Origin of the sequence: Blastopirellula marina (assembly GCF_002967715.1) — a bacterium.
GTDB lineage: Bacteria > Planctomycetota > Planctomycetia > Pirellulales > Pirellulaceae > Bremerella > Bremerella marina_B.
In genome coordinates this window covers 430,901-444,282 of record NZ_PUIA01000017.1, presented here as the reverse complement: position 1 = coordinate 444,282, position 13,382 = coordinate 430,901, and the positions used below count along the sequence as shown (strand labels likewise).

The following is a 13,382-nucleotide window of genomic DNA, read 5'->3' as shown; positions in this document are numbered from 1 at the left end:
AACCTGGTCCGTCTACTAGTCTAAAGGGCAAAGCGTTTGGTCGCGACCACCACCAGTGCACGTTTTCAAGGTTCGCATCAGGTGAAGTGCGCGCGATGTGTTGTAAGTTTTTCCATGAAGTGTGCGGCACGCGTTCAACTTTTTCTGAACAATTTCGATTCGAGGTTCGATAATTCACCTTGACGAAAGAAAGGCAAAGTTGATTCAATTTGCGAGATGCAGTTTCTTAGTCATCATCTCACGTCGCTTGAGCAGTTTGGTGGCGCGTCGAAGTGATGACATTAATGAGAAACTCCGGCTTGAATAATCCCGCGAGGATGCCGAGTCGAAAAGGGATGAAGTGGCTTCGGCCTCATTCACCCAATCGAATCTGCCATGCATTCGGACGGATGAAAATGGATGTTCAATCTCTCACTCGTTGGTGAGAGTTCGGCATAACTGCCAATGCAGATTCGAGAGGACTTTTGTGATGCCCCGAAAGTTCTCTCTATGACCCCGGGCATCGAATCTTGAGGAGCCCACGGAACGATGGCAACCAAGAAGAAAGCTGCACCGAAGAAGACCGCCAAGAAAGCACCTGCCAAAAAGGCTGCCCCTAAGAAGGCTGCTAAGAAGACGGTCAAGAAGGCTGCTGCAAAGAAGGCCGCCCCTAAGAAGGCTGCAAAGAAGACGGTGAAGAAGGCTGCTGCCAAGAAAGCTTCGCCAAAGAAAGCTGCCAAGAAGGCTTCGCCTAAGAAGGCCGCCGCTAAGAAGACCACCAAAAAGCCAGCCGCTGCTCCAGCGACTCCAGCCACCTAAGGCTGACGGCCGAGCTTAAACCTCGGCCGATTTGGTTCTTTCTTCGACGAGGTCCCCCCCACGGGCGGCCTGGCATATAACGACGAGAAAGGCCGAACCTTTGTTCCGTAGGCGTCCTACGGGCCAGTGGTTCGGCCTATTTGTTTGCGCATACGCAACCTCTGAGGGGGTCGCTCGATTGTCCTATCGCCATTTGTACATTATCGTTAGGGCTTATTGTTTTGATGCATAACTTGCGGCCGTAGCGGGTCAACGTTTCCAGAGCAGTGTCACAGTAACAACCGGTGTCAGCCCCGACGGGCCGACCGTTAAAGCCCCTTCGGCTATTTTAGCGGTCGCCCCCTTGGGGCTGACGAGTAAAAGACATGCTCACATGGTTTGGGATCCGCGCGACTGGCCGCCGACGACACAACGACGTCTCGTTTGCCGATGACGTCCTATCCAGAAACGGTCTAAACCTTGTCGACCTCTGAAGATTCCCCCGAAAAGCGATTCACTGACCTCGATCTCTCCGAAAAAATGCTCGCGGCGCTCAAAGAAGCCCGCTACGAGGTTCCCTCGCCGATTCAAGCAGGCGTGATTCCCTTGGCCTTGGAAGGGAAAGACATCCTTGGCCAGGCCCGCACCGGTACCGGTAAGACGGCCGCGTTCAGTATTCCGATCATCGAAACGCTTCCCTCCGGCAAAGGCCCCCATGCGCTCATCCTGGTGCCGACGCGCGAGTTGGCCGTTCAGGTCCGCGACGAGATCGTGAAGCTCTCCAAAGGGATGAACATTCAAACGGTGGCCATCTATGGTGGTAAGCCGATCAAAGGGCAGATGGACAAGCTGAAGCGGAACCCCGACATCGTCGTGGGGACGCCTGGCCGCGTGATCGACCATATGACGCGCAAGTCTCTTTCGCTTGATTACCTGAGCATCGTCGTCCTGGACGAGGCCGACCGCATGCTCGATATCGGCTTCCGCCCTGACATCGAGAAGATCCTGCGCCGCTGCCCGGAAGATCGCCAGACAATGCTTCTAAGCGCGACCGTTCCGCCCCCGATCGAACGCCTGGCCAATCGGTACATGCACGAGCCGGTGAAGGTCGACTTCTCCCCCAAGAACATCTCGGCCGATACGATCGAGCAGCACTACTTCACGGTCGACGGACCAAAGAAGATGGAACTGTTGGTCCGCCTGCTACGCCGCGAACAGCCTACCAAGTGCATCGTCTTCTGCCGCACCAAGCGAGGGACTGAAAAGTTGTTCCAGCGTCTGCAAAAGAAGACCAAGCTAGTCCGCTGTATCCACGGCGACATGCAGCAAGGGGCCCGCAACCGCACGATCACCGACTTCAAAGCGAACAAGTATCGCATTTTGATCGCCACCGACGTGGTGGGGCGCGGGATCGATATCTCGGACGTGACGTTGATTGTGAACTACGACGTGCCGGAATACTCCGACGACTACGTCCACCGCGTGGGGCGCACGGGCCGCATGGGCAAGGAAGGGGTCGCGTACACCTTCGTCACGCCGGAAGAAGGCAACCAGCTGACCCGAATCGAAATGCGAATCGACAAGTTGCTCATTCGCGACGAGATCGAAGGTTTCGATCCGTATGTCAAAACGTCGGTCGAAACCACCCCGACGCATGCCCGCGATACCGATGGCGCTGCATCTGGCGAGGAAGAAAAGAAAGAGCCCCCAAAGAAGACCCCCCGACGTCGTCACCGCCGGGCTCTCTAATTAGTGAGAATCTTCTCACGCAGAAACTCAGCCGCCGTGTCCCACTGGTCGACAGCGGCTTCCCAGTCGACCTCCATCGGCTTGATCGTCTGGGGGGATTCGACCTGCAGCGGAATATCAAGCGTGGTGTTGAGCGGAATCTGGGCACTCGGGCCGCGTGCTAGCGTGCTCTCAACTTCTGCGGAAAGCAGATAGTCGACCAGTTGCCTGGCGGCCTCGGGGTTGGGCCCCCCCTTAATGATCGCCAGTGTGTTGGGAATGAAGAGCGTTCCGAGTTGACCTTCCCCTTGGTCGGGATAGACGATGGCGACCGGCCGTCCCGATTGAATCTCGACGATGGCATCGTCCGTGTCGGTCAGCCCGAACGCAATCTCGCCCGATGAAACGGCCTGGGCGACCTGCTTATTGCCAGGAAGCATTTTGGCGCTGGTTTGCAGCTTGGTGAAGAACTCTTTGGCGCGTTCATTCCCCAGTTGAGCAAACAGTACGGCCGCGTGCGTTGCCGTCGTTCCAAACAGCGGCTTGGCGTAGCCTCCTTTGCCCTCCCACTTCTTGTCAGCCAGATCGAAGATCGAAGAGGGCCGCTCTTCTTCGGCCAGCAGATCGGTATTCACCAGCAGAATGCGAGCCCTGGCAGCGAAACCATGCCAGTAGCCATCGGCTGAACGAAACGACGCCGGGTACTCGTCCTCATGTTTAGGATGATAGGGCGCGAGCAGGCCAGCCTTTTGCAGCCGCAGAGTGTTCAGGATCTCGTTGTTCCAGAAGACATCGCAGCGTGGCCGGTCTTTCTCGGCCAACAGGGCCTCGGTCAGACCGACCGTCTTGTTGGCCTCGGTATCGAACTTAGGGACCACCGCCACGCCGGTCTGCTCGTGGTAGGTATCGAAGTGACTCTCGGAAAACTCCTGATCGAGCGCCGTGTAAATGACCACCTCCTGCTTCGCGGCAGGCCGACAAGCGGAAAGCGACAGGCCGAGCGATAGCAACACAACGCAGCAAATGGGACGTAAACACAGGGCAGGAGCACGCATGTCAGGCAGCGGCTTTCGGCTTGCGAGGAGTAATTTTCCAGCGAATGCCCCAAATGACCAGCGAAACGAGACTGGTGACAAACAACGCGACCAGCGTGGTCGTCTGGCCAGTGAGAATTGGGATTGAATCGGACTGCTGGACGTAAAACAAAGCGACCACTCCCAACACCACCACGTTGGCGACCATCCAGCCGATGTCCGACTGGCGTTCGTAATGACTGGTGCTGAACAGGTGCTGATGATCCAAAATCGATGTTCGCAGGTGGCCAGCGGCAAGAAGGAACTGATAAACGACCGCAATTCCCCAGATCACCATGGCCGGCATCATCACGGCGGCATGTTGAGGTGCCGGGGAAGGCCAATCCAGCCCTGACGCCACCGCGCCAGCAAAGCAGATCAAAGCGCACGCGGCGTGCGCTTTGGGTAAACCAGATTTTCCGGGGGAGGTATGATCCTGCATGGCGGCGAACATGAACAAAGACGTGAAATCAATTTTCGTCTAAAATACCACCTATTGGTTTGTTTGTCTTCTCTTCGGACAAAGGCGGCCCATGGTCCGATTCCTGATTCTCACAATCGTTGGTGCACTCCTCCTGCCAGGCTGCGGTTCCTCGGAACCGGCGGCTAAGCCTGCACCCCCGACACCTGCTGCGCAAACTTCAACCTCCCAGACAGCAGCGGCCAAGCCACCGGAGCCGAAAAAAGAACCTCCCAAGATGCGTGCCGGAGGCGCGACCTTCAGCAAGCCGTCGTCCGACGGGGCCGATGCCCTGGGAGAGAGCTTCTTTAGTGGCGAAGGGCTGCGCGAGCGTCTGAAGGTGGGTCGCATCGAACCGGAAGTGCAGTTCGAGGTCGACCCGGCTAAACTCGAGGCCAACGGCATTCGTGCTATCGAGGGAAAACACGTCACGATCTATACCGACCTGCCGTCATCGCCCGAAATTGAAGAACTGACGACGGTGTTCGACGCTGCTTATCCCCAGTGGTGCGAATACTTCCGCGTCGACCCGGTCGCCAACGACGACTGGAAGGTCAAAGCGGTGCTGATGTCCAACAGACAAAAGTTCCAGAAGGCCGGTTTGTTCCCCGACTCGCTACCGGAGTTTCTGCACGGCTATTACCAGGGAGACGCCGTCTGGCTCAACGATCAGCCCAGCGATTACTACCGGCGTCATCTGCTCATTCATGAAGGAACCCATGCGTTCATGATGATCCTGCTGGGTGGGGCAGGGCCTCCGTGGTATATGGAAGGGATGGCCGAGCACTTCGGGACTCACCGCTGGGAAAATGGCCAGCTTAAAACCCGCGTGATGCCGGCATCGAAAGATGAGACACCCATGTGGGGCCGCATCAAGATCATTCAAGACGAAGTCGCCGGCGGAAGTGCGCTCTCGCTGACGCGGATCATGGGCACGCCGCAGCAGTCGTTTCTGCAGAACCGTCCCTACGCGTGGTGCTGGGGAGCGTGTGCTTTCCTCGACAATCACAGCCTGTCGCAGGAAGCATTTCGCGAGATGGTCACCCAGGCTCGTCTGACCGGAGGCTTCAGCGAACGGCTGCTAAGTGAACTGGGCGACGTCATGCCGCAGCTGGCAGAGTCTTGGGAGTTGTTTGTCACCAATGCCGAGTATGGCTACGACTGGCAGCGGAACGAAGTCGTCTATCGTGATTCGGTTCCTTTCACCGGCGATGTAATGACGGCCGAGATCAGCGCCGATCGCGGCTGGCAATCGACCGGCATCCTGCTCGATGCTTCCAGTAGCTTTGAGGTTGCCGCCAGCGGCGAGTACGTCATTCGCAACGACGGTAAGCCGTGGATGTGCGAGCCCAACGGCGTGACCATCCATTACTACAAAGGAAATCCGCTCGGCCAGCTCGTCGGTGCCCTCAGGGCTGAACCGTGGCAAGGGGGAGCGATTACGCCCCTGGTTAAGTCGAACGAAGTCGGCCTGGGGACCTTCCTCTATCCGGAAGGTCCTTGCGTGCTGTTTCTGAAAGTGAACGAAAGCCCCGACCAGTTGGGTGATAACCTGGGCACGATTCAAGTTCAGATCAAACGAGCCGAGAAGAAGTAACGCCTCCTCTGACACTTACTTCGCAAAACCAACGTAGGGTGGCTACGACTTTTTAGTCGATCGCTACCTTCAACGAGATTAGCACCTCCCACCACGAAAGATGGCTATCACCTAAGTAGGTGTAGCCATCCTGCGAATGCAGTAGCGAACCAAGGTCCGGCGTCTATTTCCCGATGCAGTACAGATGCCCCTTGCCACGCAAAAAGAGTTTGCCGCCGGCGACCGCTGGGGAAGCGATTGTCGTGTCTTTGACTTGGTTTTCGCTGACCAGCTCGAACGTGTCCTTGGCGGCGAGTACCTTGCAGTTGCCGTCGATGTTCAGGAAGTAAATGTTCCCGCCGGCAACGATCGGCGAAGCCTTGAAGTTGCCTCCCAGACGTTCGCGCCACAGCAACTCCCCATCGCTCGAGCGGTAGCAATGAGCGATTCCATCGTCGGTTACCGTGAAGAGCATTCCGTTAGCATACACGGGCGAAGGGGTATCGGGCGTCGACTTATCGACCGCCCACACAATCGCGTCTTCGGAAAGCTCTCCCTGGTTGCCATCCAGAGAAATAGCCAGCAAGGGCTTCCGCATGCCTCGCGTGGTAAAGATCTTACCTTCGGCGGCAATCGGTCCGGTGACCGTGCGTCCACCAACCAGCCCAGGTAAGAACCATAACTGTTTGCCGGTCATGGGGTCGTACGCATCAAGAGTGTTGCCCCCCATTACCACCAGTTGTACTTGGCCATCTTTGGTCAGTAGCAGCGGCGTGGTGTAGGCGTCTGCTTCTTCCGATGGGGCACCGGTCATACGGAGAGTCATCCACTTCTTTTCGCCTGTTTTCAGGTCGTGGGCGATCAGGTAGCTTTTGACCGGCTCTTTTTGCAGATCGGAAAGTGAGTCCTGCATGCAGACCGAGATCACCAGGCCGTTGTAAACCACCGGGCTGTTGGCATGTCCCCACCAGATCGAATACGTGCCGTACTCTTGCTGCAGGTTATGCCGCCACAGCTCTTCGCCGTCGAGGTTGTACGTCGCCAGCAATCCATTGCCGAAATGCACCACCACCTGGTCGCCACTGACTACCGGCGATGGGCTGGCCATGTTGTGCAAGTTATGAAATTTCTGCAACTTCCGCTTCGGAGCTTCGCGCGGCGTCTCGGCCTGATCGACCAGGATGTTCAGTTCAATCTGGCCTGTCTTCGCATCGAGCCGCAACAAACGTAGTTCGTTGGCTTCATTCTGGAGCGTGACAAAGACGTGATCACCCACGATCGCTGGCGTGGAATCCCCCCAACCGTCGAGCGAAGTCTTCCAGGCCAGGTTCTCCTGGTCGCTCCACTTGGTGGGGACCTTGGCGTCAGGGCTAAAACCAATCCCTTCCGCCCCGCGCCAGGCCGGCCAGTCGTTAGAATCGCCCTGCAGAAAGGGCTTCCAGCCTGATTCGTCCGCCGAAGCGGCGAGCGGAAGGATAAAGAGTGCGAGAAAAAGAGTCCAGCAAACGCGAACTGCTGGAATAGAATTTTCGATCATCGTGAATTGTGGGGTAAGATTGGGGAGTGGAAAGGAGGAGTGATTGCTCTTAACTTACCACGTGGCCGTAGCGAAATCGACATTTTTCAAACAACGTGGTCTGCCAATTCCAATGCAGACGAGTAGGGGCGACGACGGGGGAACTTGATGACCGATAACGACAAATACCCGGAACTTCGTGAATATCTGCGAGGGCAGAGCTACTCGGACGTCGAAATCGACCACATCATTGCCGAAGTTCGAGAATACGAAGCCGAAACTCAGGTCGACTCGATCATGGACAGCATCGACTCCGGACATCTCGATATCCAGGCTCTGATCGATGAAGCCTTGAAGAAAATGGCCGACTAACTCAGCCAGCGAGCGTAGCACCTCAGGGTGGTGCTGCGCGATTTCATATGAAATTCGTGGGTAGACATCTTTCTTCTACCCACCGACGGGCCATAATAAAGAGTCCCTTGGTTCACCCCACGCGATATGGGACCGATGATTGGCAGCTGGGTCTGTACCCCCCCAATCTATCGCACGCCAAAATCTCTCTGATGCTTGGAACCCTGTATGTCGATCCAACGAATCGTTCTTTCTGCCTGTGTATGCCTGTCCTTGTTTACGTTCATGGCTTGTGGCCGTGCTGCAGATGCTCCGGCTGCTGCCGCCGAACCCGCTGCCGCGCCAGGGGAAGTACTCGCAAAAGATGAGCTGAAAGCCTTCGTCGCCGACCCCTCCGATATCGAGCCGCTGGTCGACTTCACCAATGCCAACTTCGAGGCGTTGATGAAAGAGATGTCCGGCCCCGGTGAGATCGTCCGCAAACACATCGAAGGCATGCGCGAAAGCCTGGTTGGGGTTCAGGCAGGCGACAACCAAGAGGCCATCCAACTTCTCGACACGATCGAGCGTTCGCTGGAAGCATTCGAGACGCGACTGACCGCCAAGGGACGCACCCTTGAAGACATCAAGTCGGACGTAAGCGAGAATCCTGGCAACATCACCGCGATCAATCTGTACGCTTTGAAAATCGACATGGTGTTCAACGAAGACATGAACGATGACGTCGAGAAGATGGAAACGTTCGTCAATGACGAAGCTCAGTTCATTATCGCGAACAACGAGAAGGTAGAAGACGCCGCCGAAAAGATCGCCTACAAGAAGGCCGCTGTGGTTCTTCAATCGTGTGCTGACGATATCCAACGCTTCAAGGCCTACGCTAAGCTCATTGGTCAACCGATGACGCCGATCGATACCCAATCGTGGGTCAACGGGCACGGCTACACCAGCGAAGAACTGAAGGGTAAGGTCGTCCTGCTCGACTTCTGGGCCGTCTGGTGTGGTCCCTGCGTCGCGGGCTTCCCGCACCTGGTCGAGTGGCAAGATAAGTACGGGAAAGATGGCCTGCAGGTTATTGGCGTCACGCGCTACTTCAACTTCAACTGGCCTGCTGGTGCCGAAGGCCCTCAGCAAGTTGAAGACAAACCGGTTCCCGAGGCCGAAGAAGTAGCGATGCTCGACAAGTTCACTGCCGAGCACAACCTGAAGCACCCAACCGCGCTGATGGCCGAGCCTGACGCCGACGCGTTCTACGATGCGTACGCCGTATCGGTTATCCCGCACATGGTGCTGATCGGCCGCGACGGCAAGATCCGCAAAGTGATCGGCGGCATCGGCGACGCCCAGATCAAGATGCTGGAAGAAGAAATGCAAAAGGCCCTCGCCGAACCAGCCCCAAACTAAGCGGCGACTCGAAAACAACCCTCGCAACCGCTAAGCGAAGACGCCAGCTACGCGATTACCCGCTTGCTGGTATCGCCAGCGATCTCTTCCACGTACCTTGGTATCGCGTAACCTGGCAGGCGGCTGCGCATGGTTTGCACGATGCGCAATCCCTCGGCTCGCGAGACCTCGAAGTGGGCCGCGCCTTGCACTCGGTCGAGCTGGTGCAGGTAATACGGCATGACGTTCAGATCGAGCAGTTTCTCTGACAGCTCGATCAGCGTCTCGGCGTCGTCATTCACCCCCCGCAGCAGGACGCTTTGATTGAGCAGAGGAACCTGGGCTTCGCTCAGAAGGGCCAAGGCCTGGGCGACGTCATCGGCCAGTTCATGGGGATGGTTCACATGGATGACCATAAACGGCTTGAGCCTGGACCCGGTCAGCCAGGTCAGTAGCTGGTCGTTTATCCGGCAGGGGATCATCACCGGCAGCCGCGTATGGATGCGTAGCCGGCGAATATGCCGGGCTGCGGCGATGTTTTCGACCAGTTGCCCCAAAATGCCGTCGGTCAGGGTCAGTGGATCGCCACCAGATAACAAGATTTCGTGAAGCGACGTATCCTGGTGAATCGCTGCCAGGGCCGCACTCCACGCGTCGATCCCCTTAGGGCCTTCCCCATACGGAAAGTGCCGCCGGAAGCAGTACCGACAATGGACCGCACACGCCCCGGTCGTTACCATCAGGGCCCGGCCGTGGTACTTTTGCAAAAGGCCGGGTGTCAGGGTCGCTTCGTGGTCGCCCACGGGATTCGCCGTAAATCCTTCTACTGAAACGGTTTCCTGCTCGATTGGTAGCACCTGGCGGAGCAGGGGATCGGTCAGATCGCCCCGGAGCATCTTGGCGGCGAACTCGCGCGGGACGAACAGCGGAAAGTCCTCGGCGGCAGCCAAGCCTTTTTGCCAGGCCGTATCGGGCAGCTGAAGGTACTCGGCCAAGTCCCCTGTGCGGCGGAAGGCAGCCCTCATCGACGCTTTCCAACCCTCGCTAGGCGATGTGGCAGGGTTCGCGATACAATTGATACTCGCAGATTGCGAATCGGTAGTTACAATGTTCATCTTTCCATTTTACCGAAATGGCTAGGGGCGAAAGGTGCCCTGAACCCTTGGATAGACGACGGATATCTTTTTTCAGCGAGTCCCCACGTGCAATACAGTACCAGCGATTTTCGTAAAGGTTTGAAGGTCCAGATCGACGGCGAACCCTACATCATGACCGAGTGCAACTTCGTGAAGCCGGGTAAGGGGAACGCCCTGTACAAGTGTAGGCTCAAGAACCTGATCCGCGGCACCAACTTGGACCGTACCTGGCGTGGTGGTGAAACGCTGGAATCCGCCGACGTCGAAGAGACCGACGTGCAGTTCCTCTACAAGCAAGGGGACACGTGGGTCTTCATGGACAATGAAACGTTCGAGCAATACGAACTCGACGCCGACACCATGGGGGATGGTTGGAAGTTCCTCAAAGACGGCATGAAGTGCATGATGACCTTGTTCAACGGCAACCCGCTGGACATGACTCCACCGATGCAGGTCGAGATGGAAGTCACCTACTGCGAGCCAGGTGCCAAGGGCAATACGGCCACTAACGTGACCAAGCCAGCTACCATTGAAACCGGTGCCGAAATCCAGGTTCCGATGTTTGTGAATCTGGGCGACGTCATCAAGGTCGACACCCGCGATGGCACCTACGTCGAACGCGTGAAGAAGTAATCTTCGCTTACGACAACTTGAATCAACGCGAACGCTCGGCAAATGGTCGGGCGTTTTTTTTTGCTGCCAACCACCGCCCCGTTATCGCGAATCGTTGCCTAATCCGAGCAACCATGCTTCCGGTGGGCATTATTCCACTCAGGCGTGTGGAAAATCTCAAGAGCGCCAGAACCCTCATAAACTAGCGCTTCAATCAAGTGTACGGAAGTGGCAGCCGCATTAAAGGTCGCTTGCCAAGGGCCGGCGGACCTGGATGCAGGACAATATTCTTTTGAACGAGAGAAACGTTTTTATAATTTGTAGGTTAACCATTGATGTAGTTATTTATTCTCTTCTTTTGATTCGTCTTTGGTCTGATCCAATCTACTTCCTGCCAATGAGGAGCCGCGCCTTGTTCAAATCAGCCCCACGTCATGCGTTTACCTTGGTAGAACTATTGGTGGTGATTGCCATCATTGGTGTGTTGATCGCGTTGCTTTTGCCGGCCGTCCAACAGGCCCGCGAGGCCGCTCGTCGTTCGCAGTGCATCAATAACTTGAAACAGTTGGGGGTCGCCGCCCACAACCATCACGACACCTTCGGCAAATTCCCCGCCGGTTTGTACAACCAGAACGGTGGCCGAGCAGACAACAGCGAGCCAGATCAGATTGGTCCCAACTGGGTTGTGATGTTGCTGCCGTATATCGAGCAAGACGCGTTGTACGAATTGTTTGAAGTGAACACCAACGTGACCGTTACCACCGATAAGTGGAACCGGGACGCGGTTGTGACAACCGGTGGCCCGCTGGCTCGATCGCAGGTTATTGCCACGCTGCAGTGCCCTTCGGCCACCGGCACTTCCCAGGCATTCAATCCCACGACTGCGCTGGGTAACAATTGGGGACGCGGCACGTACGCTGCCAACGGTGGTGCGGCGACCCACTGGCATCAAACCAATCAAACGCAGACCTTGAATAACGGTGTGAACGTACCAGCCCACGGCGTATTCACCGTCAACAAAGGACGGAACATGTCGGAAGTCCTCGATGGTACCTCGAACACCATTCTCTTCGACGAAATTCGTTGTGGTGAAAACGTCGGAGATCAGCGCGGCGTGTGGGCCCTGGGCATCAGCGGCAGCAGCATCGTGCATGGCATGAACGAGCACGACATGTATGGCCCCAACGACACCGGTGACAACTCCGACGACGTTTACGACTGCGTCGACATGGCCAAAGGTGGCGGCTGCTACGAGAGCGGAACCAACAACCAGGCCAATGCCCGCTCGTTGCACCCTGGCATTGTGAATGTCGTACGCGTTGACGGAAGTGTGAGCAATGTCACCGATACAGTCGATCTCGATGTCTGGTCAACGCTGCACGCGATTGCCGATGGCCAGGTCATTTCCGAGAACTAACTGGTGTGGCTACGCCGATCATTGTTGTTCCTTCCCACTTCGCAGTAAGGCATTCGTCATGAAATTGTTTCGTGCCCTGACCTTTTTGATCCTTCTGGCCAGCACATGTTTGCTTGGCTGCGGCGATGGCAATTCGCATGTGACCGGCACGTTAACCAATAACGGAACGCCGCTCGAGGTGGGAGAAAAAGGGGTCGTGCAGGTTCAATTCATCCAGCTCCAAGATGGCAAACCCAAAGGCTTCCGCACCGCGCAAAGCGTCGATAAAGTGGGGCACTTCGAGGCTACCGTTCCACCAGGAAACTATCGTATCGCCATCCTGCAGCTTGATCCCTATCCCGACAAGGACCTGCTGAAGGGAGCGTTCGACGACCGTAAGAGCCCGATCGAGAAGGATCTTTCGTCATCGCAGTCTATCGAGATCGAGCTGGCGGAATTTCAGAAGTAACGCACCGAAATCGACTAAACGTATCTGCCATGAAACTTGCCCTCTCCAAGCGTAAAGCCAAAAAGCTCGCCGCCGGAACGATCTTCTATAGCGACACGCTCGGCATGTGGTACCTGTCGCTGTACATGGTGGTCGACGGCAAGGCAGGGCCGTTTGGGATGAACCCTCACGAGACCGAAGAGGCCGCGATCGCCGATGGGAATGAGACGCTGAAAGTCACCGACGGCGATTGGATCGAAATCGAAGAGGATCAGGCTGATGCCTACATCGAGCAGCATGCCTGGCATCGTTGGAATCCAGGCGGTTAGCAAGCTCCCGTGCGTTGGTTACCCATTGGTTATTCCCCAGGCCGAGAAATCCGCAGTCCTTCCAGTGAATACATCGGCTGCCGGGCCACGCTGTCTTCGGCGATCCCGCTCCAACCTAGTTTCACCCAGCGGCCATCGCCAATATCGAAGTCGATCGTTTTCGATGTTGGCGGAGAGAATGTCCGCAGCAGCTTGGTGCCACCACAAGTCAGGCAGCGGGCCAACGAGCGACGCGTGCGGATCATTTCGAGCTCCAGCACGTCCCACTCGCGAATGGATATTTGAAAGTTGTCTTGGCTCGAGCGTGCCCTCAGAACTCGCTCGAGCTTGGTTGGGTCGCTGACAATCGCTTCGATCTGCGAATCGCTGAGCGTGCCTAATGTCATGCGAACCATCTGGCCGAGCTGTTCCCTTTCGGTTAACAACTTTTCGGCCGAGGTCAGAAAGTCGCAATCGAAGCACCAGGCCGGTTCGTGCCGTAGCGGAAACTTGCGACCGTCTTCCATTGCATAGCGGCAATGCGCGTGTGCTCCCCAGAATTCGCTTGCGCAGCCAAAGTTACTTTCCACTCGGTACAGCATCGACATGAGAACACCCGAG

General features: G+C 56.6%; 14 protein-coding genes. 9 read left to right on the top strand and 5 right to left on the bottom strand.

Annotated features, from left to right (window positions below; translation table 11 throughout):
* The first annotated feature begins 528 nt into the window (after nt 1–528).
* Nucleotides 529–798, top strand: coding sequence for a histone (locus C5Y96_RS07780; RefSeq protein WP_105351639.1), 270 nt, complete (start codon nt 529–531; stop codon nt 796–798).
* A 459-nt stretch (nt 799–1,257) separates the two neighbouring features.
* Nucleotides 1,258–2,526: a DEAD/DEAH box helicase gene (locus C5Y96_RS07775; RefSeq protein WP_233198866.1), complete on the top strand. Its 1,269-nt coding sequence runs from the start codon at nt 1,258–1,260 to the stop codon at nt 2,524–2,526.
* Here the strand turns inward: C5Y96_RS07775 and C5Y96_RS07770 are convergent.
* Both C5Y96_RS07770 and C5Y96_RS07765 read right to left on the bottom strand, forming a co-directional pair.
* Complete coding sequence (locus C5Y96_RS07770; protein WP_105351637.1) at nt 2,523–3,560, bottom strand: extracellular solute-binding protein; 1,038 nt, start codon at nt 3,558–3,560, stop codon at nt 2,523–2,525. The two genes, C5Y96_RS07775 and C5Y96_RS07770, sit on opposite strands and share 4 nt — an antisense overlap.
* Nucleotide 3,561: 1 nt before the next feature.
* The gene (locus tag C5Y96_RS07765) at nt 3,562–4,032 is read right to left on the bottom strand and encodes a hypothetical protein (protein WP_105351635.1); all 471 of its coding nucleotides are present in this window, start codon (nt 4,030–4,032) and stop codon (nt 3,562–3,564) included.
* 79 nt (nt 4,033–4,111) lie between these two features.
* On the opposite strand from C5Y96_RS07765, the gene C5Y96_RS07760 reads away from it, so the two are divergent.
* On the top strand, nt 4,112–5,635 hold the full coding sequence (locus tag C5Y96_RS07760; protein WP_105351633.1) for a hypothetical protein: 1,524 nt from the start codon (nt 4,112–4,114) through the stop codon (nt 5,633–5,635).
* 163 nt (nt 5,636–5,798) lie between these two features.
* On the opposite strand, the gene C5Y96_RS07755 is transcribed toward C5Y96_RS07760, so the two are convergent.
* Nucleotides 5,799–7,151, bottom strand: a complete 1,353-nt coding sequence (locus tag C5Y96_RS07755) for a PQQ-binding-like beta-propeller repeat protein (RefSeq protein ID WP_105351630.1) — start codon at nt 7,149–7,151, stop codon at nt 5,799–5,801.
* A gap of 147 nt (nt 7,152–7,298) precedes the next feature.
* Between C5Y96_RS07755 and C5Y96_RS07750 the strand changes: the two genes are divergently transcribed.
* Together C5Y96_RS07750 and C5Y96_RS07745 are read left to right on the top strand one after the other, a co-directional pair.
* The gene (locus C5Y96_RS07750) at nt 7,299–7,502 is read left to right on the top strand and encodes a hypothetical protein (protein ID WP_105351628.1); all 204 of its coding nucleotides are present in this window, start codon (nt 7,299–7,301) and stop codon (nt 7,500–7,502) included.
* 207 nt (nt 7,503–7,709) lie between these two features.
* Nucleotides 7,710–8,882, top strand: coding sequence for a TlpA family protein disulfide reductase (locus C5Y96_RS07745; protein WP_105351617.1), 1,173 nt, complete (start codon nt 7,710–7,712; stop codon nt 8,880–8,882).
* Nucleotides 8,883–8,929: 47 nt separating this feature from the next.
* On the opposite strand, the gene epmB is transcribed toward C5Y96_RS07745, so the two are convergent.
* Entirely contained in the window at nt 8,930–9,976 is a 1,047-nt protein-coding gene (gene epmB / locus C5Y96_RS07740) for an EF-P beta-lysylation protein EpmB (RefSeq protein WP_105351615.1), read from the bottom strand.
* An 87-nt stretch (nt 9,977–10,063) separates the two neighbouring features.
* On the opposite strand from epmB, the gene efp reads away from it, so the two are divergent.
* The 4 genes from efp to C5Y96_RS07720 all read left to right on the top strand — a co-directional run bounded on the left by efp (nt 10,064) and on the right by C5Y96_RS07720 (nt 12,782).
* Nucleotides 10,064–10,630: an elongation factor P gene (gene efp / locus C5Y96_RS07735; protein WP_105351613.1), complete on the top strand. Its 567-nt coding sequence runs from the start codon at nt 10,064–10,066 to the stop codon at nt 10,628–10,630.
* 391 nt (nt 10,631–11,021) lie between these two features.
* Nucleotides 11,022–12,026, top strand: a complete 1,005-nt coding sequence (locus C5Y96_RS07730; RefSeq protein WP_158261131.1) for a DUF1559 domain-containing protein — start codon at nt 11,022–11,024, stop codon at nt 12,024–12,026.
* Nucleotides 12,027–12,084: 58 nt separating this feature from the next.
* Entirely contained in the window at nt 12,085–12,474 is a 390-nt protein-coding gene (locus C5Y96_RS07725) for a hypothetical protein (RefSeq protein ID WP_105351608.1), read from the top strand.
* A 29-nt stretch (nt 12,475–12,503) separates the two neighbouring features.
* Complete coding sequence (locus C5Y96_RS07720; RefSeq protein WP_105351605.1) at nt 12,504–12,782, top strand: hypothetical protein; 279 nt, start codon at nt 12,504–12,506, stop codon at nt 12,780–12,782.
* Between the two features lie 29 nt (nt 12,783–12,811).
* Here C5Y96_RS07720 and C5Y96_RS07715 read toward each other — a convergent pair whose 3' ends face one another.
* Nucleotides 12,812–13,369 (bottom strand): hypothetical protein, encoded by a 558-nt coding sequence (locus tag C5Y96_RS07715; RefSeq protein ID WP_146115562.1) that lies wholly within the window; start codon nt 13,367–13,369, stop codon nt 12,812–12,814.
* Nucleotides 13,370–13,382: the final 13 nt, after the last annotated feature.